The following is a 25,155-nucleotide window of genomic DNA, read 5'->3' as shown; positions in this document are numbered from 1 at the left end:
TCAGCCTGCGCGGTTTTCATCGAGAGCATAAGCGGGAACACGTCGCCCCTCCCGCTTGAACATCTCTTCCAGCCTCGGGAGATCAGGAATATCGGGAAGGGCAGCCAATGCGACCTCTGCTTCTTTGCAGGCCGGCAGTGCCATAGCCGCCGTCACCAGCAGCGTTTCGCCGGAGGCGATGGTGCCGCGCAATTGCGGAACGAGGGTTCTGGCGTGGATGAGATTGGTGTTGGCGATTGCCTGATGGCACACGCCTTCGCGCCGCATACCAGTCGAAAGATCGGCGATGGTGCTTGTGTCGGCATGTCCGTAACAGGCGGCACGACCTTCTCCCGCTTCTGTTCGGTCACGGTTGAAATCCATGCGTTCGATGGCAAATCCGCCTTCGGATGTCTGTAACGGGCGTGGGGTGCGGATGCGGTGCAGCCTTATGTGCCAGGGATTTTGCGGCACAAGCCAGGTCTCGATCTCGACATCCGCCCATGGCCGCCAGCGGGAATAGAGGCAATCCCTGGCGATCAACGCCTCTTCCATTGTCTCGCGGGTGCGGAAGTGCACGCCATCATCGGAAAGACCCAGCATGCCGTCAAAACTTGCGGCGGCAAAATGCCGGTCATCCACCTCGATATTAAAGGCATAACGGGTGGAGTAGACGAATTTCGAATATTTCTCCTGCGCACCGCGCATCCTGTCATGCTGCTGTCCGGAGGATAAGACGACGACATTGCCCGGCGTATGAAAGGCTACCATGCCGGGTTCCGGCAAAGGTATCGGCTCGGCGAATTCCTGCGGCTCCGCGTCAGGGGCCATCCAGAAGGGATGGTCGGCAGGCAGCGCCAGTGGCAGGAAAAATTTGAGCGCCCAATAGGGTGAGCAGGGAGAATTGTAGCTCTCGCTCATCAGGAGGTTCGGATAGCCATATCCGACGGAGAGAACGCCATCGCGATCGGCGATCGGCCGCTTCGACCACCAGCGGATGTGGCGCATATAATAACCTTTGATCTCCGGCCACGGCAGCGCCTCCAGACCGGAAAAGGCGAGAGCACCCCAGAAACCGCCGGCGGCAAAACGATAGGTCTGGCTGCGTCCGAAGGCGAGCGAGGCGCCGTCCGGCCCGAACCAGTGCCGCATGTCGCGGGCGAAAATGCGCGAGCGTTCGATAAATCGTGTCTTGCGGGCCTCGTCGCCTTTCGTCAGCACCGTATATATCAGGCCGTAAAAATGCATGGCGAAGGGAATGTAATGATCGACCCGGCGCACCGGCCCGTCGCGATACCAGCCGTTGCCGATATCGAAAGCCTCGAGTTCATCGAGATAGGCCAGGGTCTTGGTGCGGTCGAATTCCACACCCACCCGCTCCAGCCCGAGATCGATCAGGACGCGGAAGAATTTCCAGTTATTGTCGACGAACTCCCGCTCGCGGGCGGCCAGAAGATAGGCGGCGACAGCCCGCCTGTCCGTTTCGGCTAGCGGCTCCCAGATATGTTCGGGAACCATGGCGAGCGCAAATCCTATGGCCGCCAGTTCGACCAGCCGTTGGTGTCGATCAGCCGTGTCGCCCCAATATTCGGAGTGGGCCGGGTTGGTGCCATTGGCCAGTCCACGCCTGTAGAGATCCCAGTGCGGAAAGTCATAACCGCCGGCGGCAAGCGGAACGATGCCCCATAAGGGCCGGGCAAACCCCTCCAGTTCCGCCGCAGGAAAATCGAAAATCGCCCCCGTTGCGCCGAGCCGGACACGCGCGCCGCCGGGTGAAAAACAGGCCAGCAGCGGATTGAAGAGGTCGATCACCGCCTTTGCGAGATCGTCCCGGCTGCGAAGCGGATTGTGAAAGAGCGGATTGGCTGTGGCGCTGTCGTAAGGCACGATTATCAATTTCCGGTCGTGATCAGAGAAAGGGCCGCAGGCTCACCGCCTGCGGCCCTGCGGCAACTATTTGATGGCCTTGACGCCGTCATTCATGTCCTTGATGCCGTCATCGATGGAAATATTGTCGGTCATCAGCGCGTCATGCACGCGGTTCAGAACAACTTCGATCTTGGCCGCATTCGGATTGACCGCCATTTCCAGATAGGCCTTGCCTGCCTGCAGCGCGTCCTTGCTGTTCTGGTCCTGCGGGAAGCCCGGCAGTGCGGCGATCTTCTCGGCCACATCATCGGTTCGGAGCGCAGGGAAAGTGCCGGTGGAGGCGATGATCGCCGCACCCTCGGGCCCTGTCACGAAATGGATGAAATCCAGCGCCGCTTCCTTGTGCCCGGAATTGGCATTAACCGACAATCCGGCAATCTGCGCGGCCGTCGCCCCTGCCGCGACGCCATCCGGGTGGGGGAATTTCACGATGCCCCAATTGACGCTTTTCGACTCGCCGGATTTCACCTTGGCGATCTGGGTTCCGACAAACCATGTGCCCATGGGCAGCATGCCGATCGTTCCGTTGAAGAACAGGGCGGAATAATGGGTGTTCGATGTTTTCAGCGAGGCATAGGATGGTATCGCGCCGCTCTTCTGCAGGGCAAGCGCCCGCTCATACCAGGGTTTCAGGAATTCATAATTGCCGTCCACCAGCGTGTGCTTGCCATCCTGAATGCCGGGCAGCTGCACCGTCGAGCGCCAGGTGTGCAAGAGCGCGCCATAGGTGCGGTTGGCGCCCATGCCGCCCTTCAGCTTGCCGGCGATTTCATCGAACTGCGCCCAGCTCATGTCATTGGTGGGGTAAGGCACGCCGGCCTTGTCGAAAATATCCTTGTTATAATAGACCACCCAGAAATCCGAGCGGAACGGCAGGGCGTAAATTTTGCCGTCGATGGTCAGCTCCTCGATCAGGCCGCCATAGGGCGCCGTCTCGATCTTCTGGTCCTTGATGAAGCCGCTGAGATCGGTGATGTTGCCGGCGCGCACCAGATTGGCATAGCCGGGCACATCCTTGATGGTGACGACATCGATATCCTTGGAGCCGCCGGTGAGCTGCGTGGATATCATCTGCGTATAGTCCTGCGAGCCGAGGTCGACCACCTCGAACGTCACATTCGGATGCTTCTGCTTGTAGGCCTCCATCAAGGGCTTGAAATAAGCGCCCTTGTCCAGATCCCAAAGCGCCCATTTTAGCGTTACGGGCGCATCACCCGCAGCGAACGCCGTTCCCCCCATGCCCATGGCAATGCCGAGACCGGCGGTTGCGAGAGCGAATGCTCGTCTGGTTGTCTTAAACTCCATAGCCCGTTTCTCCTTCCCTGACTGATGTCGTTTGATTTTCGGTATGCTCTTTAAGTGCTGCTCCCCGCCGGTTCGGGTATCGGCGCTCGCTTTTGCGCCGCGGTTCGTGCCGCGAAACACAGGGCGAACATGCCGAGCGAAAAATTGATGGTTGCCGGCATGAAGACGGACACCGGATAAAACAGGATATGCGCGACCCAGAGTGCCGTGACGAAACCGAGTGCCGCCAGCATGGGCAGCGGCGTGATGAGCGCAGAAAATGCCGCCTGCCGTAGGGTTTCCCGAAGTGGCAGGTCCTGTCTCGCCATGAGAACAATGGCGTAGGCGCTGAGGACGATAAGAAACAGCGTCACTGCCAGACTGATCGCAAAAGGCAGGCTGTAGACGAGTTGAAGTCGGGCCGCCCCGGCGTAGCTGACAGTCGCGTAAACACCAGCGCCCACCAGAAATGCGCTTAAAACGACAAGCGCGGTGCCGCGCAGGGCGAATTTTCGAAGGGCCTCGAGGAAGTCGCGCAGCAGATAGGTATTCTCGTCATTTGCGAAGGAAACAGAGATGCGGGCCATGGCCAGCATCGCCGCCGGCATCGTCACCACCGGCAGGCTGGCGATGATGAAGAGGAGGTTGAGCTTCACCATCTCCCACCATTCGCGCTTGATGATATCGAGGAACAGGGCAAGGCCGGTCAGCGGCGGGGCGTTCTTGTCGATCCCGGCCCCTTCCTTCGTCCATAACGCTTCCAGCCATTGCATCGCGTTTCTCCCCGTCGCCTCAATAAAGGATTGATCGTTCGGTGGCGGGATCGAAAAGCTGCGCATTCGTCAGATCGGCCACCAGCTCGACGGGATCGCCGATCTTTGCCCTGAAACGCGGTGAGACGCGCGCAACAAGGTTTCTGCCGCCGGAAACGAGGTTGAGATGCACTTCCGATCCCATCGGTTCCGCCAGTTCCACCGTCGCCCTGAAGGGGGAGACATTGGCGGCATCGATATCGGCCGGGGCGAATTCGTGGAAATTTTCCGGGCGGATGCCGAGGACGATGTCCTTTCCTTCATAGGGGAGCAGGCGCGCGGTATCGATGCCCGCCGGCAAAGGCAGTAGGGTGCCGTCGAACAGGGCAACGAAGCGGTCAGCGTCGCGGCGCAGCGTTACGGGCAGCATGTTCATCTGCGGTGCGCCAATGAAACCCGCGACAAACATGTTGATCGGCCGGTCGTAGAGATTTTGTGGCGTATCCACCTGCTGGATATGGCCGTCCTTCATCACCACGATGCGGTCCGCCATGGTCATGGCCTCCACCTGATCGTGGGTCACGTAAATGAAGGTGGCGTCCAACCGCTTGTGCAGTTTGGAAATTTCTGACCGCATCGTGCCGCGCAGCTTGGCATCCAGATTGGAAAGCGGTTCATCGAGCAGAAAGACCTCCGGATTGCGCACCATGGCCCGGCCGAGCGCGACACGCTGCCGCTGACCGCCGGAGAGCGCTTTCGGCTTGCGGTTCAAGAGATGGGTGATGTCGAGAATTTTCGCCGCATCCTTCACCTTGGTATCGATGAGATCGCGCGGCGCTTTTCTGAGTTCGAGGCCAAAGGCCATGTTCTTGTAAACAGTCATATGCGGGTAAAGCGCATAGTTCTGGAACACCATGGCGATGTCGCGATCCTTGGAGGGCACGTCATTCATCACGTCCTCGCCGATGCGCAATTCGCCGCCGGAAATTTCTTCCAGACCGGCGATCATTCTGAGCGTCGTGGATTTTCCGCATCCTGAAGGGCCGACGAGAATGATGAATTCCTTGTCGGCAATATCCAGATCGATATCGTGAACGACCTTGAGCGCGCCGAAGGTCTTGTTGAGTTTTTTCAGGGAAATGCTTGCCATCTGTTCCTCGCGCTCACCAATAGGAAGACCAGTTGCGCGAAAGCCGGATCAGCGCTTCCAGATAATAATAATCGCCCCAGGAGACGCATTCATCGACGCCTTCGCCCCGGCAGGTATTGTGGGGTGTCTTCTTGGAATAGGTGCCGTGCAGAAGCTGGCCGTTGGAGATCGCGGGATCGCGAACCGAATAGATATCGGCCAGACTTTTCATCATGCGCCTCGCGAGATCGCGGTATTCCGCCGCCTTTTCGGGCGTCTCCAGCTCCGCCATTTCCAGAAGACCGCAGGCGACGATGGCTGCTGCCGAGCTGTCGCGCGGTTCGCCATCGCCATCCGCAAAAATCAGGTCCCAATAGGGCACGAGATCATCGGGCAGGCGTTTGAGATAGAAGGCGAGAAGCCGCTCGAAGGTGTCACGATAGGCTGGCAGGCGCTCGTAACGGTACGAAATGGCCATGCCGGCAATGCCCCAGGCCTGCCCGCGCGCCCAGTAGCTCTCGTCGCTATAACCCTGCTTTGTCACGCCGCGCACCGGTGCCCCCGTCTCCGGGTCCATGTAAAATGTATGATAGGTGGAATCATCCGGCCGGACGGAATGGGCAAGCGTGGTGCGGGCATGGGCAAGTGCCACGGTGCGGTAGTCTTCCCGGCCCGTTTCACGGCTTGCCCAATAAAGCAGCGGCAGGTTCAAAAGGCAGTCGATGATGTAGCGATATTCGTTGGGGTTGTCCCTGCGACCCCAGGCCTGAATGAATTGCCCGACCGGCTGAAAGCGCTCCATCAACTGGTCGGCGGCCATCAGCGCCGCGCGTCTGCCGTCCTCATCTCCCACCAGTTTCCATGCGGCGATGCAGGAGGGTGAATAGAGGAAGCCCATGTCGTGATGATCAGTCTCGATGCGGTTTTCGATGCGATGCAGGAAACTTTGCACCTGGATCTGCGCCGCATGCTGGAAGGTCCTGTCGCCGGTATGCTCGAAGGCAAGCCATATCTGGCCCGGCCAGAAACCGGCGGTCCATTGATCATTGGCGACGGCCGGATAAAAATTCTTCACGCTCGAGTGGTTCTGCGCCGCATAGGTAAATTGCGGCAGGTTGCGCCTGACCTGCGCGACGGCCACGGCCAGCGCCGCATCGATTTCGGCGTCTGTGATCGGGGTTGGAACGGACGTGGTCAAATTGAGCATGAAATCAACCCTTGAGGCCGGTGGAGGCGACGCCTTCGACGAAGAAGCGCTGCAATGCCAGGAACACGACGAGAACCGGAATGAGCGCCACGACCGAGGCGGCCATGATCAGCCCGTATTCCGCCGAATATTGCGAAATGAACATGCGCAGGCCGATCTGGATGGTCTTCAGCTCTGTCTTGGTGAGATAGATCATCGGACCCATGAAGTCGTTCCAGGTCGTGACGAAGGTGAAGATCGTCAGGGTGGAGAGCGCCGGCTTGGAAAGCGGCAGCATGATCTTCGCCCAGATCTGATATTCGTTCATGCCGTCGATGCGGGCCGCTTCGCACAGTTCGTTGGGGATCGACATGTAAAATTGCCGCATCAGGAAAACGCCGAAGGCGGTAAAGGCCTGCAGGAAAATCAGCGCGAGATGGGTGTTGTTGAGCCCGAATTCACGCATCAGCAGGAATTGCGGCACCATATAGACCTGCCAGGGCATGGCAATGGTGGCGATATAGCCGAGAAACAGCGTGTTCTTGTAGGGAAAATGCAGCTTGGCGAAGGCATAGGCTGCAAAGCTTGACGTCAGCAATTGCAGCAGGGTGACGATGATCGTCAGCTTCGACGTATTGTAGATGAACAGCGCCAGCGGGATTTTCGTCCAGATTTCCACGTAGTTTTCCCAGCGCGGCTGCGAGGGGACCCACTCTATCGGAAACGCGAAGACATCGCGGCTGAGTTTCAGCGATGCCGACAGCATCCACGCGAAGGGCAGAAGCATGACGATGGTGACGACGATGACCGTCAGATAGATGCCAACAGTGGCGGCGGGGATTTTCCGGCCCATGATGTGCATGGATCAATCCTCCCGCTGCCGTTTGAACTGGACGATGGTGACCATCAGAACCAGGAAGAACAGGACAAGCGCGATCATGCTGGAATAGCCGAGATCCCAGGAAATGAAGGCCTCATTGTAGATGTGGTAGACGAGAACCAGCGTCGAGGTGCCCGGGCCGCCCTGCGTGATCATGTAGACCTGATCGAAAACCTTGAAGGACTGGATCGTCAGCATGACGGTGACGAAGAAGGTCGTCGGCGCAAGTTGCGGCAGGGTGACGTGGATGAATTTCTGCCAGGCATTGGCGCCATCCAGCCCCGCCGCTTCATAAAGCTCCGAATTGATGCCCTGCAGCCCGGCGAGATAGATGACCATGTAATAACCCATGCTCTTCCACACGCCGAAAAGGATGACCGTGACCATGGCCCAATGCCGGTCTGCCGCCCATCCCGGCATGTCGGCGGGATCGAGGCCGAGCGTATAAAGCAGCATGTTGACCGGACCCATTTCCGGATTGAAAATCATGTTCCAGACGACGGCCACGGCGACCAGTGACGCGACATAGGGAAAGAACATGGCCGTGCGGAAGAAATTGCGGCCGCGGATTTTCTGGTTGAGCAGGATCGCAAGCCCCAGCGCGCAGGCGAGCGTGGCCGGCACCGATGCGACCGTGTAAATGACCGTGTTCCAGAAAGCCGCGATGAAGGCCCTGTCTTCGAACAGCCGCCAGAAATTATCGAGACCGGCAAAACGCATCGCATTGGAGCCGTCCCAATGCATGAAGGCGAGCGCAAAGGCAAAAAGGATCGGTCCCAGTGTGAAAATCGCAAAGCCTAGAAAATTGGGTGCAATGAAGGAATAGGCGACGAGCGCATTTTCTATTCCGCGTCGCCGTTTGGAGACGATGCGGAGTTTTTTTCTGCGATACGGAGTCGCCTGCTTGTCGGACATGGTCGCGGTTGCGATTGCCACAGCATATCTCCCATTGCCGCCATTTCACCGCTTCATCGGTGCCGGCTGCCTGCATTTTCCATTGCGGCCCGGCTCTTCGCCCTGCCGCCTCCCGCGCTCTGGATAACACAATATCGATATTGGTCAAACAACTTTGCATAAAGTCAGACAAATTTTCTGGTTTTTCAAAAATACGTATGATAGGAGGCCCATATAGGATTACGGAACGCGCGGGAGGTTTCAGGGCGTGTTTGTCGAAAGGATGCAGCTTCTTCCCGATCGGTTCGACGATTTCGGCGTGGAGCTTGCGGCGGAAAAAATTCGCTCTTCAGCAACGGAGGCGGTTCGCGGCAGTCTGGTCGAGGCGGCGGAGCAGGCTCTTGGCGAGCCCTGGTCCGTCATTCTGGCGGGCGATTATCGGGAATATAGCCGGAGCGGCAACCGTGACCGTTTCGAAGGACTTTATTTTTCCCGCCGGCTGAAGCTGAACGCGCTGGTTCTGGGAGAATGCGCGGAAGGGCAGGGCCGTTTTCTCGATGCCATCATCGATGGTCTCTGGCTGATATGCGAGGAAAGCGGCTGGCAATTGCCCGCCCATAATTCCCATATTCGCGGTGGCCCGCGAGACGCTCTGCCCGATCCGCAAAATCCGGTGATCGACCTGTTCGCTGCTGAAACGGGCGCCAATCTCGCTTTGTGTCTGCATTTGCTTGCACCGGAACTGGAAAAGGCAAATGCCAACCTCGTTTCCCGCGTCCGCGCGGAGATCGACCGGCGCATCACGAGGCCTTATCTCGCCCGTCATTTCTGGTGGATGGGGAATGGCGAAGAGCGGATGAACAACTGGACAGCCTGGATCACCCAGAATGTTCTTCTCTCCACCCTGCTGTTGCCCACCGATCAGCCGACGCGGCGTTTGGTCGTGGAAAAGGCACTCAAGAGCCTCGACGCGTTTCAGAAGGATTATGCGGAAGACGGAGCCTGCGAGGAGGGCGTCCTTTATTACGGCCATGCGGCACTTTGCCTGTTCGGGGCGATGAGCATTCTCGATGCCTCCGCGCCCGGCTCCATGGCGCCACTCTTCGAGACGCCGAAACTACGCAACATGGCGGAATTCATCTTCAACATGCATGTGGCGGAAGAGAGTTTTTTCAACTTCGCAGATGCGCCGGCGAAGGTCGAGATATCGGGCGTGCGGGAATATCTCTTCGGTAAAGCCGTCTCTTCCCCGCCGCTCCAGGCTTTTGCCGCGGCTTGCTGGCGTCGCTCATCGGACCGGCTGATGCGGAGGGAGTGGAACCTCTGGTATCGCGTCCAGGCGGTTCTCGCCATCCCGGAACTGTCTGCGCTTGCTGTTGCGGAACCGGCGAAGACCGAGATCGCCTATCCCGGCATCGGGCTGGCGATTGTCCGCGACGAGGTCTTCGATATTGCCGTTAAGGCGGGCAATAATGGCGAGAGCCATAATCACAACGATGTCGGCAGTTTCACGCTTTATAAGAATGGCCGGCCGTTCATCATCGATGTCGGGGTCGAAACCTACACCGCAAAAACCTTCTCGCCACAGCGCTACGACATCTGGACGATGCAGTCGGCCTTTCACAATCTGCCGACTTTTGGCGGCGTCATGCAGGCTGCCGGGGCAGAGTTTACGGCAAGGGACTTTGTGACCGCATTCTCTGAAGAACAGGCGGAGGTTTCTTTCGATATGGCTGGGGCCTATCCCGCCTCGGCCGGTGTCGAGCATTACCGCCGCTGCGTTCGGCTGCTGCGTGGCAGCCATGTGGAGGTCGTTGACGATTATCAGGGCAGCCGGGAGGCGGTTCTGTCGTTGATGGTTGCCGAAAAGCCCGCCGTCACGCCGGGCGGCCTGAGCTTTGCGGGTCTCGGAGAGATAGCCTGCGAAGGTGCGGGGGAGCTTGCCATCGAAGCCCTATCGATCGAGGACGCTCGCCTTCGCCAATCCTGGCCATCGGCACTCTATCGCGTTCTCATCCCCATCAAAGCCAAACGCCTGTGCCTGAGGATCAGTTAAGGAAGTGCCGATGAAGCTTACACTCAAGGTCGTCAATGCGGCCGGCGCTGTTCTGGCGGAGGCCGGAGCGGAGGACGAAGTTTTGCTGGTCTATCGCGCAGAATATTGCGAGGGAGACCGACTTGTCGTCGAGGTGTCGCAGCCCGGTCATATCTGGCTTGCGCTCGATGCCGGCATGCCGCCGACGCTGGTCTTTTTGCAGGGCACCGAATTCGTTCTGCCCGTTCCTTCCGCTGCAAAGCGCAAATCTTACCCACCGCAGGCCTTCAGCGGGAACCTTCACCGGATCGCTGCCCGCCGCACGCTTGCCGGCGAAACCGGGGTCCGCAGGAATCTGGCCCTGAACCCGTTCGACGATCACGAAAATACCTCGCTGTTTCCGCATGTTTATGCGAGCACTGAAACGCGCGGGGAGGCGGCCTTTGCGGCCCGCAATGTCATCGACGGCGAAAAGGCCAGCGCGGGTCACGGTTTCTGGCCCTATACAAGCTGGGGCATCAACCGCGATCCCGAGGCCTCGCTGACGCTCGTATTCGGCCGCGCGGTCCTTATCGACCAGCTGACCTTTTACCTGCGGGCGGACTTCCCGCATGATGCCTGGTGGGAAAAGGCGAGCGTCACCTTTTCCGATGGTGAAAGCGCAAGCTTTTCACTGCAGAAAACCGGAACGGCCCAGACTTTCCCGGTCGTACCGCGCCGGGTGGAATGGATCCGCCTGCATGACCTTAAAAAAGCCGACGATCCGTCGCCCTTTCCCGCGCTGACGCAAATCGAGGTCTGGGGGGCTGATCTGCGGGAAGCGCCGTAGATTCCCGGTCGCGTCTTTCAGGGCGCAGAGCTGCGAGGCCGTTTATCGGAAATGCTCTAGCTGTGTGCGATGCCGCGCAGGTCGCGCATCATGTCGCGGTAGCGGTGCTGACTGCCACGCAGATGCGCCTGCATCGCCAGCTTTGCCGCCTGCTCATTTCGGTCCGATATGGCGATGACGATGGCTTCGTGCTCCTTGTGGATCAATCGCCGGTAAGCTGTCTGGTCGTTCTCTCCAGTTTCGGAAACCACGCGTGACTGTGGAATCACGGCCTGACCGTGCAATTCGAGGAACTGCGTGAAGAGTGGATTGTTGGTTGCTGCCGCAATGGCCAGATGCAGCGCCAGATCCGCCTCGCGAATGGAGCGGTTCTCCTCGATACATTGGAGAAGCCGCGCGTGACAGTCGAAAATCGCCTCTTCCTGCGATGGCGAACGGCGAAGGGCGGCGAGGCCCGCCGCTTCGATTTCAAGCGGCGTCCTGATTTCCAGCACTTCCAGATCGGAAGAGAGACGGGCGCGGTCGATACCGGGTGTCTGCGACGCCTCCTTTTCCCGCTTCAGCACGAAGATGCCGGCACCCTGACGAACCTCCACCAGCCCGTCGCAGCGTAACGCCGTGACTGCCTCGCGCACGACGGTGCGGCTGACACCATGGGTTTCCGTCATTTCGATCTCGCTGGGCAAGCGGTCGCCGGGTCCATATTGCCCGGAGGCAATCGCATTTCTCAGACTGAGGCTAACTCTGCTGACCAGAGAACCGGAGGATTTGCTGCGCTGTTTTTGCTGTTCAGGCACGTCGGTCACCATGCATTAAAATCGAGGCAGGCGTGGAGCCTGTCAAATATGTATGATGAATTTCAATAAAACTCAATGATCATACCAATTTTACCCGCCTTCATGCGGAAGGCGCGCAGAATGGTATTAAAAATCTTCTCGACTCTGGCCGGAGAGGTTAGGCGGGGCCGGCAAGCTGCTGCGTGGAAACGGCGTGTAACGCCCTGCCGGTTCTGGAAAAGCTCTCGATATTGCCGATCGTGGTGTCCGCGATATTCTTGAGGGCCTCCTGCGTGAAGAAACCCTGATGGCCGGTCACCAGAACATTGGGGAAGGTCAGCAGTCGCGCGAAAACATCGTCACGCAGCACGTCGTTGGAAAGGTCTTCGAAAAAGAGATCGGCCTCTTCTTCATAGACATCGATGCCGAGACTGCCGATCGTGCCGTCCTTCAGACCCGCAATCGCGGCCTGCGTGTCGATGATGGCGCCACGGCTGGTATTGACGAGCATCACGCCCTTTTTCAGAAGCGGCAGTGTCTCCCCGCGAATGAGATGACGGGTCTCCGGCGTCAGCGGGCACATCAGCGCCAGAATGTCCGATGTTCGGAACAGTTCCTCGCGCGTGACGTAGACCATGCCCAGCGCTTCGCAATCGGGATTTGGCCGGAGATCGTGGCCGACGAGACGGCAGCCGAAACCGGCCGCAATGCGCGCAAAAATCGCCCCGATCTTTCCCGTACCGACAATGCCGACCGTCTTGCCGTGAAGGTCAAAGCCGAGCAGGCCGTCAAGGGCGAAGTTTCCTTCGCGGACACGGTTATAGGCGCGGTGAATCTTGCGGTTGAGCGACAGGATGAGCGCCATGGTGTGTTCGGCGACCGCATAGGGCGAATAGGCCGGGACGCGCGCAACGGTCAGGCCAAGTTTTTCGGCGGCGGCGAGATCGACCTGATTGAAACCGGCGCAGCGCAGGGCGATGAGCCGAACACCGATTTCCGCCAGTTTCTCGAGCACGGGTTGCGACAGGTCGTCATTCACGAAGGCGCAGATCGCCGCCGCTCTTTCCGCCAGCGCCACCGTTTCAAGAGACAGGCGCGCTTCGCAATATTGCATTTGCATATCGGGCCGGGCGGCGGCCTCAAGGAACTGCCTGTCATAGGGTTTGGCGCTGTAAACCACGATCCGCATCTGTTTCTCCAGTTCCGAAACGAAAGCTGCCGTTACAGGGCGATGCGTCCGGCAGGTAGCTTAGCTGCGAAGGCCCGGTGCTTCCTGTCCCGTGCTTTCGACATATTCGGTATAGCCGCCGCCATATTGGTGGATACCATCAGGTGTCAGTTCCAGCACCCGGTTCGACAGGGCGGCGAGAAAGTGGCGATCGTGGGAAACGAACAGCATCGTGCCTTCATAATCCGACAGGGCCTTGATCAGCATTTCCTTGGTGTCGAGGTCGAGATGGTTGGTCGGTTCGTCCAGCACGAGGAAATTCGGTGGGTCGAACAGCATGGCGGCCATGACGAGACGGGCTTTTTCACCGCCGGAAAGAACGCGGCAGCGTTTTTCCACGTCGTCGCCGGAAAAACCGAAACAGCCGGCAAGAGCGCGCAACGGCGCCTGGCCGGCTTTCGGAAAACGCTCTTCCAGCCATTCGAGAATGGTGCTGTCGCCATCCAGAACATCCATGGCATGCTGGGCGAAATAACCGAGCTTGACACTGGCGCCGAGGGTGACATTGCCGGAATCCGGTGCCGCCGTGCCCGTCACCAGCTTCAGTAGTGTCGATTTTCCAGCGCCGTTGACGCCCATGATGCACCAGCGTTCCTTGCGCCGCACCATGAAATCGAGGTCGCCATAGATCGTGCGGCTGCCATAGGCCTTGTTCACCTTCTTCAGCGCCACGACATCCTCGCCGGAGCGGGGAGCGGGGGCAAATTCGAAAGCAACCGTCTGACGCCGTTTTGGCGGTTCGACGCGGTCGATCTTCTCGAGTTTCTTTACGCGGCTCTGCACCTGCGAGGCGTGCGAAGCGCGGGCCTTGAAGCGTTCGATGAACTTGATTTCCTTGGCGAGCATGGCCTGCTGGCGTTCGAACTGCGCCTGCTGCTGCTTTTCGTTCTGCGCGCGCTGCTGTTCGTAAAAGCCGTAATCACCGGAATAGGTGGTGAGATTGCCGGCATCGATTTCGATGATCTTGGTGACGATGCGGTTCATGAATTCGCGGTCATGCGAGGTCATCAGCAGCGCGCCGTCATAATTCTTCAGGAAGTCTTCGAGCCAGATCAGGCTTTCGAGATCGAGATGGTTCGACGGTTCGTCGAGCAGCATCACGTCCGGACGCATCAACAGGATACGCGCAAGCGCCACGCGCATCTTCCAGCCACCGGACAGTTTTGAAACGTCTCCGTCCATCATCTCCTGGCTGAAGCTCAACCCGTCCAGCACTTCGCGTGCACGGCCTTCCAGCGCGTAGCCATCCAGCTCCTCATAACGCGCCTGCACTTCGCCGTAACGTTCGATGATGGCGTCCATCTCGTCCATCCGGTCGGGGTCGGACATGGCGGCTTCCAGTTCCCGGAGTTCCGCAGCCACTTCGCTGACCGGGCCTGCGCCCTCCATGACCTCGGCGACGGCGGAGCGGCCGGACATTTCGCCGACATCCTGATCGAAATAACCGACCGTCATGCCCTTTTCGACGACGACCTGCCCTTCATCGGGCTGCTCTTCGCCGGTGATCATCCGGAACAGCGTCGTCTTGCCGGCGCCGTTCGGGCCGACGAGACCGATCTTCTCGCCACGATTGAGCGCGGCGGAGGCTTCAATATAGAGAATGCGGTGGCTGTTCGACTTGCTGATGTTTTCGATACGGATCATGACGGGGCCTGTGAATGGGAGCGGCCCTCCTATGCCACGGGCCGCCGCCGCTGTCACCTGTCGTGCTGTCCTGTCAGCCATGCAGGGAGAACAGGCGCGCTATACCCCGGCGAAGGACGGTTTCAGTGATTGCCGTCAGTTCGTGAGCGTGGCTATGCTGCCAGCGGCCTTGCGGGCGATTTCGCCGAAGGCTGTCACGATCTGCTCCATGTTTTCCGGCGCGTAATAATTATCGGCGCTGGAGGCGCAATATTGCAGCAGCGACTTGCCCTTGTCCGGCGCCATGAAAGCGACGCTGAAAATCTTGATCCCGTCTTTCTTGGCGGTCTCGCAGGTGGTGCGTACCGACTGGTCGATGCTGGAATTCCATGAAGCGCTGTTTCCCGTCATTTCGCCGTCGGTCATGAGAACGATGTAGCGCTCGAAGGATTCGTTCCCCTGCGTTTTGTGGGCTTTCGCCTCGTCGGGGTTGGCTTTTTTCAGGGCGTTATAGGCGGCGTTCAGGCTGCTGCGGGCATCCGTGCCGCCGGTGGGAAACTCCGGGATTTGTTTGTCCACGTAGCTGACAACGCCGCTCGTACCCCAGCTGATGGCCTGGGCCGCATAGGTCTCATGTGTATAGACCGAGGCACCCGTGCGAACGAGTTCGGAACCGCCGCTGGCGGTATAGGTCGGGTCAGCCTTGTTCAACGTCGCGACGAGGAACCCGACGGCGGTTTTGAGCGACGTGGCCTTGTTGACATAGCAGGGTGATGTCTTGCCCAGATTGGGATATTTGATCCAATTATCGGCCGTATAATTCTGGCACGACGTTTTTTTGGTGTCGACCGTATCCGTCTTGAAGGACATCGAACCGGAGCGATCAAGCGCCAGATACATGGAGATCGGCGCGCCCTTGTTGACGGTGCTTTTTGCGGTGCCGGTGACCGAAAGATCAAGCGTTTTTGCGCCAATGAATCCCAGCAGCGGATTGAGGTCTATCCGACGGTTGATCGTGGTCTCGACGGTGTAGGTCTTGCCACGCGCATTTTCCGTTGTCGTAATGTTGGTTGGAGAGTTTTGCTCCAGTTCCTTTTTCTCCTGCTCGGTCAGGGCCTTTTCCATCTGGGCGGCGATGAAGGCCTTGGCGATTTGCTTGAGCTGTTCGTCGCTTAGCTCGCCTTTTTTCAGACGGGCCTCGGTGGCCGCTGCAAGCGCTGCAGAATCCGCGGTATTCTGCATGTCCGCCTTCGCCTGCATGACATTGGCAAGCTCCAGTCCGGCACCGGCAACACCCAGCAACACCGGCAACAGGATTGCCGTCATCATGCCGAAATTGCCGCTGGTATCGGCAAGAAAACGACGCTTCGGTTTTTGATGTGCGGAGGCGATCATGGCGGGCTCACGGATTAGAATATTCGACTGAGTGCAGGAAACCCGCAAACGATGTAGAATCCGCTAACGTGATCGGTTTAATTTTATACAGCGTTCAAATTGACGCAGTTTTCGAAGTATTTTCAAGAATTGTTTTGCGCGATATCCGCAATAATACACATCGTCTCATTATTGGACGGGGATGACGTCGACGGCCTGTTTTATCTGCTGGTTGCCATAGCTCTTCAAGACACCGATAACAGGCGCGACATCGGAATAATCCCGGCCATAACCGACGACGATGTGGTCGCTTCCGGCGACGATATCATTGGTGGGATCAAGTTCCAGATAACCGGCTGCCTCGCCGCACCAGATGCGAACCCAGGCATGCATGGCATCGGCGCCTTCCAGCCGTTCCTTGCCCGGCGGAGGAATGGTGCGCAGAAACCCGCTGACATAGCCGGCGGGAATGCCGAGGCTGCGCAGCGCCATGATCATGATATGCGAAAAATCCTGGCACACGCCGCGCTTCAGCTTGAAGGCTTCCGATGGTGTCGTATCGACAGTCGTCGCCTCGCCGTCATAGATGAAGTCCCTGTGAATGCGTTTGCACAGAGACAGCGCGATTTCGCGAATGGTCATTCCGGGTTTCAGCAGTTCCCGGGCATAGGCGGATATGGCCGCGTCCATTCCTATCCTTGGGCTCGCGCCGATGAAGTGGTGCGGTGACTGGAAATCGAGTGACCAGACATCGGCCAGATCTTGCGGCAGGCGGGAAAGCTCGGGAGAGAAATCCGCCGTCAGCGCCGGCGCCTCCACCATCACGCGGGCCTGCATGCGGATATCCAGCTTTTCGTGCGGCGCGCGCAGATGCACTGATGTGGCCGATTGATGAAAGAAATCCTCGAAGACGGCCCGTTCTTCCGGCGTGGGCGAAACATCGATGGAGCCGGCGACAAGCCGCTGCCGGCCCGGGATCGAGAGTGGCAGCACGCGGATGATGTGGCGCGCGCCGTGGGCCGGCGTATCGTAGGTGTAACCCATATGCAGGGAAAGATCATAAAGCATAGGATTATCCGAGATAGGTCCGGGCCAGAACATCGGAGAGATGTTCCATGTCGGTTTCAAGCTGGCGATAGATCGCACCGTTCATGTTTTCAGGTGTCATGACGGCGAGCCCTGAATGCAGGCGCATCGCCTCGCGATAAAAGGGGGACATCTGGCCGTTGACGAAGGCATTTGGAAGCTGTTCCACCTCGGTGCGGATCTCGTTCAGCTGGAACAGGATCGAGCGGGGGTTGAGCGGGTCGAGCGCCAAAAGATCGGTCACGGTCAGGCCGGCCGTATTGACGTTGTAACGACGGCGATGGGTCATGACGCTGTCGCCGATCTCGAGCAGCATGTCATAGGAGCCGTCAGGCGCATCCGGGCCGGTCATATGGCCGAGAAGACGCGTCATATGCAGGCCGCGCTCCAGGTAACGGCCGATTGACAGGAAACGCCAGCCGGTAAAACGATACATGTTTTCATGCACGAGACCGGCAAAGCCCGCAAGCTTGCGCAAGAGGATCGTCATGGCGTGGGTGGCGTCGTCGCCGGGGGCCACTTTCGCATGGAAGCGGCGGGCCGTCTTGGCAAGGTCGTTCAGCGCCAGCCACCCATCGGGCGAAAAGCGGTCGCGGATGTTGCTGGCGGAATAAAGTGCGCTGTTGATGTTGTTCAGCAGGCTTTCCGGTACGGCATCGCTCATCTCAACATCGAGCGCTTCGAGATATCGCGTCACATGCGCGAGCAGAGGCTGGCGCGGATCGGCGGATTCGGCAAAACGCCCATGCCAGGCGCGTAAGATTCGCAATGCGCCTTCGGAGCGTTCGATATAGCGGCCAAGCCAGAAGAGATTGTCGGCCGCGCGGCTCGGCAGGCTGCCCGGCATATTGCGGGTGAAGCTTTCTTCCGCCGGCAGAAGTGTGGTGCGTTCCACCGGCTTGTCGCTGACGATCCAGACATCGGCAGCGCTTCCGCCCGATTGCATGGCGATGGCGGAGACATCGTCGCCGCTGCCGATGCGGGCGAAACCACCCGGCATGATCTGCCAGCCATCCTGGGTGCGGGCGGCAAAAACGCGAAGGCTCATCGGGCGCGGCACGAGCTTGTTGTCGATATAGGCGGGCGTTGTCGAAAGCGTCACCACTTCCTGTCCCACCAGCCTGTGGCCGTCGGAGGCGAGCCAGTCGCTGATCGATTCCTTTGCCGTTTCACGCAGGGACGATCCGAGCACGGATTGCCCGTTGTCGTCAAAGAAGGGCAGCCGGGAATAGGCGGGGCCGATAACCATGCCTTCGATATTGCCGGCGACGTGGCGGCGTTCCGATTCCTGCCCGCACCACCAGGTCGCGATCGATGGCAGTTTCAGCTCCTCACCCAGAATATGGCGGCAGATACGCGGCATGAAAGCGAGCAGCGCACGCGTTTCGAGAATGCCACTGCCGAGCGCATTGACGACGGTGAGCGCCTCATTGCGCAGCGCCTGCACCATGCCCGGCGTGCCGATATGGGATTGCTGGTTCAGTTCCAGCGGATCGGAATAGGAGGCATCGAGACGCCGCCACAGCACGCCGATCGGTTTCAGCCCTGCCACGGTCCTGACCATGACGCGACCGTTGACAACGGTGAGGTCCTCGCCTTCCAGCAGCATGAAGCCGAGATAACGGGCGATATAGGCATGTTCGAAATAGGTTTCGTTGGCGGGGCCGGGCGTCAGCACGGCGATCCGGTCGTCGGGGTGTTTTCTCTGCGCCTGCAGCGTGTCGCGGAAAGCGCCGAAAAACGAGGCCAGACGGTGCACATGGGTTTCGGCATAGATGTCGGAAAGCGCACGGGTGGTCGCCACCCGGTTTTCAAGCGCGAAACCCGCACCGGAGGGCGCCTGCGTCCTGTCGGCCAGCACCCACCAGTTGCCATCAGGGCCGCGCCCGATCTCGAAGGAACAGAAATGCAGATAATGGCCGCTTGCCGGTTTCACGCCGACCATGGGCCGCAGATACTCCGGATTGGAGGCGATCAACGCCGGCGGCACGAAGCCTTCCTTCACCAGCCGGTTTTCGCTGTAAAAATCGGCGACCATGGCTTCCAGAAGATTGGCGCGCTGTTTCAGCCCCTCGGAGAGAACCGCCCATTCCCTGTCATCGATCAGCACCGGAATATGGGAGATCGGCCAGTTTCTTTCGCTGCTGCCCTTGCCGTAATCGCGGTAGAACACGCCGGCATCGCGCAGATAGCGGTCGGTGCGGGCAAAGCGCTCGTGCAATTCCCGTTCCGACATGCGCGACAGGGCGTCGAGCAGGGTTTTCCAGACCGGTCTGACCTTGCCGTTGGTATCGAGCATTTCATCGGCAACGCCCGGCAAAGGGGAATATTCAAGCCCGCGTGGTTGCGCGCTCGGTTCCGTCTTGCGTTCCGTTGCCGGGGCTTTGGACAATTTACACTCCGTAAGGCCGACGCAGATCGAGCGTCAGCGGAAATTCTGGCGACATCGTTTCCGCGTGAAGCGGATATTGCCCTGCCGTATGTCCCCATGGTTCGAAACGGGCAAGGCGGCGTGCCTCGGCCTCATTGCCGTTGACGGGAAACGTCTCGTAATTGCGCCCGCCCGGATGAGCAACATGGTAGATGCATCCGCCGATCGATCGCCTCGACCATGTATCATAAATGTCAAAGGTCAAGGGTGAATTGACGGGAAGGACGGGATGCAGGCCTGAGGCGGGCTGCCATGCCTTGAAGCGGACGCCGGCCACCGAAACGCTGCGGTTTTCCGTGGGCGTCAGCGGAACGGCGCGGCCGTTGCAGGCCACCGTGTAGCGGGCGGGATTGGAGGTTTCCAGCCGCACCTGCAGGCGCTCGACGGAGCTGTCGACATAACGCACGGTGCCGCCGATCGCGCCCTGTTCGCCCATCACATGCCAGGGCTCCAGCGCCTGGCGCAGTTCCAGCTTCGCACCCTCATATTCCACCTCGCCGAAGAAGGGGAAACGAAATTCCTGCTGGGCAGTGAACCATTCCGGTTTCACGTCGAAGCCGTTTTCCCTGAGATCGGCAAGCACATCCAGGAAATCCGCCCAGATATAATGCGGCAGCATGAAACGGTCCGCGAGCGCCGTGCCCCAGCGAACGAATTTGCCGGCGGCCGGATTTTTCCAGAAGCGGGCGATGAGCGCGCGCACCAGCAATTGCTGGGCAAGCGACATACGCGCGTTGGGCGGCATTTCGAAACCGCGGAATTCCACCAGCCCGAGACGGCCGGTCGGCCCGTCGGGCGAAAACAGCTTGTCGATGCAGATTTCGGCGCGGTGGGTATTGCCCGTCACATCCGTCAGCAGATTGCGGAACAGCCGGTCGACCAGCCATGGCAGCGGCGGCACGCCTTCTCCGGGGGCAGGCACCTGCGCAAGCGCGATCTCCAGCTCGTAGAGACTGTCGTGGCGGGCCTCATCGATACGCGGTGCCTGGCTTGTCGGGCCGATGAAGAGGCCTGAGAAGAGATAGGAGAGCGAGGGATGCCGCTGCCAGTGCAGCACGAGGCTTTTGAGAAGGTCGGGCCGGCGCAGGAAGGGGCTGTCATTGGGGCTCGCGCCGCCAACCACCACATGGTTGCCGCCGCCGGTGCCGGTGTGGCGGCCATCGATCATGAACTTGTCGGCGCCGAGACGCGACTGGCGCGCCTCCTCATAAACAGCCGTGGTGATGTCGACGCAATCCTTCCAGCCCGCGGCGGGGTGGATGTTGACCTCGATGACGCCGGGATCGGGCGCGACGCGGATGACATTGACGCGCTCGTCATGCGGCGGTGCATAACCCTCGATATGGACGGGCAAGCCAAGATCTGCGGCTGCCGCTTCCGCTGCTGCAATCAGTTCGAGATAGTCCTCGATGCGCTCGACCGGCGGCATGAAGACGCAGAGCCGGCCGTCACGCGGTTCCACCGACATGGCGGTGCGCACTGCGCCGCCGATTTCACCGAGCGTCTGTTCTATGCGCTCCTGCCCCGGGGCCTCGCTGGCATGGAAGGAGGCTTCCGGCATGGCGCGGCCCGATGGTGTGAAGACATCGGGAAGCGGACCGCGGGGGATCGAAGGATCGGCCTCGTGAATATAGGGATAGGCGGATGGCGGCACATAGGGCAGGGTGCCGAGCGGCAGACGGTAACCCACCGGGCTGTCACCCGGAACAAGAAATATTTTGCCGCGCCGCGTCTTCCATTTTTCGCTGATCCAGCGCTTGCCGCCGGCGCGCGCATTCCAAGCCTGAACGGGAAGAATATAGCCGGTCGGTGTCGTCAGTCCCCGCTCGAAGACGCGGGCAATGCGGTTTCGCTCCTCCGGGTCCTTTAGCTTGGAATTGGACGGGTCGACATTGTCGGGAAGGCTGCCTTCCTTGATGATCCATTCGGCCGGGTCCTCATAGGCCGGCAGCACCAGATCCGGCTCGATGCCAAGATGGGAGGCTATGCCGCCCAGCAGTTTCTGCGCATCTTCCGCCTTGACGCCTGTATTTGCGCCCTCCTCGGCGATCAGCGCCGGATTCTGCCAGATCGGCAGGCCGTCCTTGCGCCAATAGAGCGAGAAGGTCCAGCGCGGCAGGCTTTCGCCCGGATACCATTTTCCCTGCCCGTAATGCAAAAAACCGCCCGGTGCGAAACGTTCGCGCAGGCGGCGGATCAGGGCATCGGCCTTTTCACGCTTTGTCGGCCCGACCGCGCCGGTGTTCCATTCGTCGGATTCGAAATCGTCGATGGAAACGAAGGTCGGTTCGCCGCCCATGGTCAACCGGACGTCATGGGTGTTCAGAACGTCATCGACCTCCTGGCCGAGCGCGTTGAGTTCCTCCCAGCTTTCATCCGAAAATGGTTTGGTGATGCGCGGCGTTTCGGCAACCCGCCGGACCTGCATGTCGAAGGCGAATTCCGTGTTGGCATGGCCGTAATAACCGCCGGAAATCGGTGCCGCATTGCGGTAATGCGGCGTTGCCGCCAGCGGAATATGGCTCTCACCCGTCAGAAGCCCGGAGGTGGGGTCGAGGCCGATCCAGCCGGCACCAGGCATATAGACTTCTGCCCAGGCGTGAAGATCGGTAAAATCCACCTCCGTGCCGGACGGGCCATCCAGCGCCTTGAGATCGGGGGTGAGCTGAATGAGGTATCCCGACACGAAACGGGCGGCGAGACCAAGATGCCGCAGAACCTGCACGAGCAGCCAGCTGGTATCGCGGCAGGACCCCTTGCCGGAAGCGAGCGTCTCCTCCGGTGTCTGGACGCCCGGTTCCATGCGGATGACGTAACCGATCTCCTGTTGCAGGCGGGCATTGAGGCCAACGACCATGTCCACCGTCGGCTGCTCCGGGGTCCGGTCGACTGTCGCCATGAAGGCGGCGAGCAGCGGGCCGGTCGGTTCCGGTTTCATGTAGATGGACAGGTCGTCACGCAATTCCTGCGGATAGTCGAAGGGCCACTTCGTCGCCTCTTCCTCCACAAAGAAATCGAACGGATTGTAAACCGTCATATCGGCGACAAGATCGACCTCGATCTTAAATTCCGTCGCCGGTTCGGGAAAAACGAAACGGGCGAGGTAATTGCCGTAGGGATCCTGCTGGAGGTTCACGAAGTGATTGGAGGGTGAAACCTTGAGCGAATGGCTGATAACGTGGGTTCTGGAGTGCGAGGCGGGCTTTAATCTGATGATCTGTGGTCCAAGGCGAACCGGATTGTCGTATTTATAGTGCGTCAGATGATAGATGCTCGCTTTGATCGCCATTAATCTGCCTTGCCCGGTTTTCCGGCTTATGCGGTTTGTCCGCCCCTCTGAAATTATTCGGATTTTGTGCAATGCAGGAAAAGAAAGCAAGGATCATTTCCGGTGGCAACCGCATTGTTGGTGGAGGCCGCGATATTTACCCGCAGGAAGAATTGTCCGGGCTTTTCAATCATCGCCGCTGAGATTTCGCCGGGATTGTGGACAAGGTTGAACGGCGTGTTATTGCTTGGCATCGAAAGGCGCAGAATCGCGACCCGCTTTCTTTGCCGACTGACGTTTCGGAATGGAATGAATGGCAACAACGGTGACCGACGATCAGCGCAAGAGCGCGGCTAATCTTTCGGGTTTCGATCTCGATTTCCCGGCGCAGCTGCGCATGATGGGGCGTGCCTTCTGGACCTCGCCGGTGCGCACCCGGCTGATCCTGCTGTCGATAGCGCTGCTTACGGTGATATTGCTTACCGCCTATGGGCAGATCAAACTCAATGAGTGGAACGCGCCGTTTTACAACGCGCTGGAGCGGCGCGATCTTGCCGCCTTCATTCACCAGCTCGAGGTCTTTGCCGTCATCGCCGGGCTGTTGCTTCTCCTCAACGTCATCCAGACCTGGCTGAACCAGATGACGGCGCTGAATATGCGCGAGGGTCTTGCCAAGGATATGGTGGATCAATGGCTGAAACCGGGTCGCGCCGCCCGTCTTGCCGGTTTCGGCACGATTGCGATCAACCCTGACCAGCGCCTGCATGACGATGTCCGCAACCTTGCGGAAAGCAGCACGGCGCTTTCCATCGGTCTGGTGAACGCGACGATTTTGCTCGTCAGCTTTATCGGCGTTCTCTGGTCGCTCTCGGCCGGCTTTGCCGTCACCATCAGCGGCGAGACCTATGCGATCCCCGGCTATATGGTCTGGGCGGCGATCCTTTATGCCGGTTCGGCCTCCCTGCTCAGCAATCTCGTCGGTTATCGGCTGGTGGGGCTGAATGCCGAACGTTATTCCAAAGAGGCGGAGCTTCGCTTCTCGCTGATGCGGGCCAGCGAAAATCTTGCCGCCATTGCCCTTGCGCGTGGTGAAAAGAACGAAAGGCGGCGGATCGGTATCGACATCGATGCGGTGCTCGGCGTTATTCGCGGGCTCGCCATGGCGCTGACGCATCTGACATGGGTTTCGGCAGGATATGGCTGGCTGGCGGTGGTGGCGCCGATTCTGATTGCGGCTCCGGTTTATTTTTCCGGTAACCTCACCTTCGGCGGGCTGATGATGGCCGTCGGTGCGTTCAACCAGGTCAACACGGCGCTGCGCTGGTACATCGACAATTTCGGCCCGATCGCCAGCTGGAAGGCGACGTTGCAGCGCGTTTCGGTGTTTCGCAACGCCCTTATCGAGATGGACAGCGTCGAACAGCATGGCCTCACGATCGATCTGCAGCGGAGCGCGGAAAATGAAAAAGTCCGCCTACAGTCGGTGACGATCTGCCGCGATGCGGGTGGACAGGATCTGGAGCGCGGCTTCCAGCTGCGCGAGAGCGAAATCGAGGTTGGGCCGGGCGAACGGCTGATGATCAATGGCGAGCAGGGCGTGAACCGGCGGCTGCTCTTTGCGGCCATGGCAGGCCTGTGGCCCTGGGGGCAGGGCAGGATCGAGATGCCCGAACAGTCCGACACGCTTTTCATTGCCCAGCACGGTTATCTGCCGGCGGGATCGCTGCGTGAAATCCTCGCCTATCCACGTGCGCCCCAGCGTTTTGCCGATGCGGACTATGTTGCGGCGCTTGCTGCCTGCGGGCTTGGCGAGATGGCCTCCCGCCTCGAGGAAAATATTCGCTGGGACAAGAAGCTGGATTCGGACGAGCAGGCCAGCATCCGGGTTGCCAATGCCCTGCTGCTGAAGCCGAAATTCATCGTTGTCGACGATTTGCTCGAAGGGCTGGAAAAACAGACGCAGGATACGCTGGCGGAGGTTTTGAACGGGATTGACGGTGCGGCGATCATCTATATCGGCCGGTCGGAAACATTCCTGTCGGTTCTTGCTCCGGCTGTGGCGCATCTCGACCATACCGCGCAGAAGGAAAATATCTCCGGGAACGATAACGCTCCGCAGTAATTCAAGGGGCTATGGGACTGATCGGAGCGGACTAGAGCCGCAAATGCCATTTGTCCGAATCGAGCCGCTGCTGTTTGGCCAGGCTTATGGTGGTGTCCGGCTCCACCTGCGAACGCAGGGCAAGGGTGCCGGTCGCCAGACTGATGGCGACGACGCTGGCGACCACCAGGACGATATGGTCGTAGCGCTGCTGTATTGTGTTGTTTCCACTCCAGTCATAGGCCATTCGCACGCCCTCGCGTTTTTTGGAATCGTGCCTCATCATGGTTAACCGAAGCTTACGATGGCTCTGTGATTCCTTGCTGTTTTGGAAGGGCTGCCGCGACAAATCGGCTATTGGCGGATGGGGT

18 protein-coding genes are annotated in these 25,155 nt (G+C 59.4%); 3 read left to right on the top strand and 15 right to left on the bottom strand.

Annotated elements, in window-relative coordinates:
• The 7 genes from AC5YUO_RS19465 to AC5YUO_RS19435 form a co-directional block, all read right to left on the bottom strand.
• Positions 1-1,866: a DUF2264 domain-containing protein gene (locus AC5YUO_RS19465; RefSeq protein WP_496156426.1), complete on the bottom strand. Its 1,866-nt coding sequence runs from the start codon at positions 1,864-1,866 to the stop codon at positions 1-3.
• Positions 1,867-1,932: 66 nt separating this feature from the next.
• Positions 1,933-3,213 carry an ABC transporter substrate-binding protein gene (locus tag AC5YUO_RS19460; RefSeq protein ID WP_003519651.1) on the bottom strand — a complete coding sequence of 427 codons (1,281 nt, stop codon included), beginning with the start codon at positions 3,211-3,213 and terminating at the stop codon, positions 1,933-1,935.
• A gap of 50 nt (positions 3,214-3,263) precedes the next feature.
• Entirely contained in the window at positions 3,264-3,965 is a 702-nt protein-coding gene (locus AC5YUO_RS19455; RefSeq protein ID WP_496156425.1) for a DUF624 domain-containing protein, read from the bottom strand.
• Positions 3,966-3,984: 19 nt separating this feature from the next.
• Complete coding sequence (locus AC5YUO_RS19450; RefSeq protein ID WP_496156424.1) at positions 3,985-5,094, bottom strand: ABC transporter ATP-binding protein; 1,110 nt, start codon at positions 5,092-5,094, stop codon at positions 3,985-3,987.
• Between the two features lie 13 nt (positions 5,095-5,107).
• Positions 5,108-6,280 carry a glycoside hydrolase family 88 protein gene (locus AC5YUO_RS19445; protein WP_496156423.1) on the bottom strand — a complete coding sequence of 391 codons (1,173 nt, stop codon included), beginning with the start codon at positions 6,278-6,280 and terminating at the stop codon, positions 5,108-5,110.
• Positions 6,281-6,284: 4 nt separating this feature from the next.
• Complete coding sequence (locus AC5YUO_RS19440) at positions 6,285-7,121, bottom strand: carbohydrate ABC transporter permease (protein ID WP_496156422.1); 837 nt, start codon at positions 7,119-7,121, stop codon at positions 6,285-6,287.
• A 3-nt stretch (positions 7,122-7,124) separates the two neighbouring features.
• Positions 7,125-8,054: a carbohydrate ABC transporter permease gene (locus AC5YUO_RS19435; protein ID WP_371259430.1), complete on the bottom strand. Its 930-nt coding sequence runs from the start codon at positions 8,052-8,054 to the stop codon at positions 7,125-7,127.
• Between the two features lie 247 nt (positions 8,055-8,301).
• Between AC5YUO_RS19435 and AC5YUO_RS19430 the strand changes: the two genes are divergently transcribed.
• On the top strand, positions 8,302-10,089 hold the full coding sequence (locus AC5YUO_RS19430) for a heparinase II/III domain-containing protein (protein WP_496156421.1): 1,788 nt from the start codon (positions 8,302-8,304) through the stop codon (positions 10,087-10,089).
• A 10-nt stretch (positions 10,090-10,099) separates the two neighbouring features.
• Positions 10,100-10,897: a carbohydrate-binding protein gene (locus AC5YUO_RS19425; protein WP_496156420.1), complete on the top strand. Its 798-nt coding sequence runs from the start codon at positions 10,100-10,102 to the stop codon at positions 10,895-10,897.
• Between the two features lie 56 nt (positions 10,898-10,953).
• Here the strand turns inward: AC5YUO_RS19425 and AC5YUO_RS19420 are convergent, their stop codons facing one another.
• The 7 genes from AC5YUO_RS19420 to AC5YUO_RS19390 all read right to left on the bottom strand — a co-directional run bounded on the left by AC5YUO_RS19420 (position 10,954) and on the right by AC5YUO_RS19390 (position 22,704).
• The gene (locus tag AC5YUO_RS19420; protein ID WP_127755484.1) at positions 10,954-11,706 is read right to left on the bottom strand and encodes a FadR/GntR family transcriptional regulator; all 753 of its coding nucleotides are present in this window, start codon (positions 11,704-11,706) and stop codon (positions 10,954-10,956) included.
• Between the two features lie 145 nt (positions 11,707-11,851).
• Positions 11,852-12,862: a 2-hydroxyacid dehydrogenase gene (locus tag AC5YUO_RS19415; protein WP_496156419.1), complete on the bottom strand. Its 1,011-nt coding sequence runs from the start codon at positions 12,860-12,862 to the stop codon at positions 11,852-11,854.
• 60 nt (positions 12,863-12,922) lie between these two features.
• On the bottom strand, positions 12,923-14,545 hold the full coding sequence (locus AC5YUO_RS19410; RefSeq protein ID WP_496156418.1) for an ABC-F family ATP-binding cassette domain-containing protein: 1,623 nt from the start codon (positions 14,543-14,545) through the stop codon (positions 12,923-12,925).
• A 135-nt stretch (positions 14,546-14,680) separates the two neighbouring features.
• A complete protein-coding gene (locus AC5YUO_RS19405) occupies positions 14,681-15,919 on the bottom strand; it encodes a vWA domain-containing protein (RefSeq protein WP_496156417.1) in 1,239 nt (412 codons plus the stop codon).
• Between the two features lie 168 nt (positions 15,920-16,087).
• Positions 16,088-16,966 (bottom strand): transglutaminase family protein, encoded by an 879-nt coding sequence (locus AC5YUO_RS19400; protein WP_496156416.1) that lies wholly within the window; start codon positions 16,964-16,966, stop codon positions 16,088-16,090.
• 4 nt (positions 16,967-16,970) lie between these two features.
• The gene (locus AC5YUO_RS19395; protein WP_496156415.1) at positions 16,971-19,376 is read right to left on the bottom strand and encodes a circularly permuted type 2 ATP-grasp protein; all 2,406 of its coding nucleotides are present in this window, start codon (positions 19,374-19,376) and stop codon (positions 16,971-16,973) included.
• 1 nt (position 19,377) lies between these two features.
• Positions 19,378-22,704 carry a transglutaminase family protein gene (locus tag AC5YUO_RS19390; protein WP_496156414.1) on the bottom strand — a complete coding sequence of 1,109 codons (3,327 nt, stop codon included), beginning with the start codon at positions 22,702-22,704 and terminating at the stop codon, positions 19,378-19,380.
• 292 nt (positions 22,705-22,996) lie between these two features.
• On the opposite strand from AC5YUO_RS19390, the gene AC5YUO_RS19385 reads away from it, so the two are divergent.
• A complete protein-coding gene (locus tag AC5YUO_RS19385) occupies positions 22,997-24,805 on the top strand; it encodes an ABC transporter ATP-binding protein/permease (RefSeq protein WP_496156413.1) in 1,809 nt (602 codons plus the stop codon).
• A gap of 31 nt (positions 24,806-24,836) precedes the next feature.
• Here the strand turns inward: AC5YUO_RS19385 and AC5YUO_RS19380 are convergent, their stop codons facing one another.
• Positions 24,837-25,031, bottom strand: a complete 195-nt coding sequence (locus AC5YUO_RS19380) for a hypothetical protein (RefSeq protein ID WP_496156412.1) — start codon at positions 25,029-25,031, stop codon at positions 24,837-24,839.
• Positions 25,032-25,155: the final 124 nt, after the last annotated feature.

The sequence above is a fragment of the Agrobacterium sp. LEGMi-208b genome, assembly GCF_059511785.1.
Note: the sequence above shows the minus strand (reverse complement) of the source record. Positions and strands in the feature narration are given on the sequence as shown.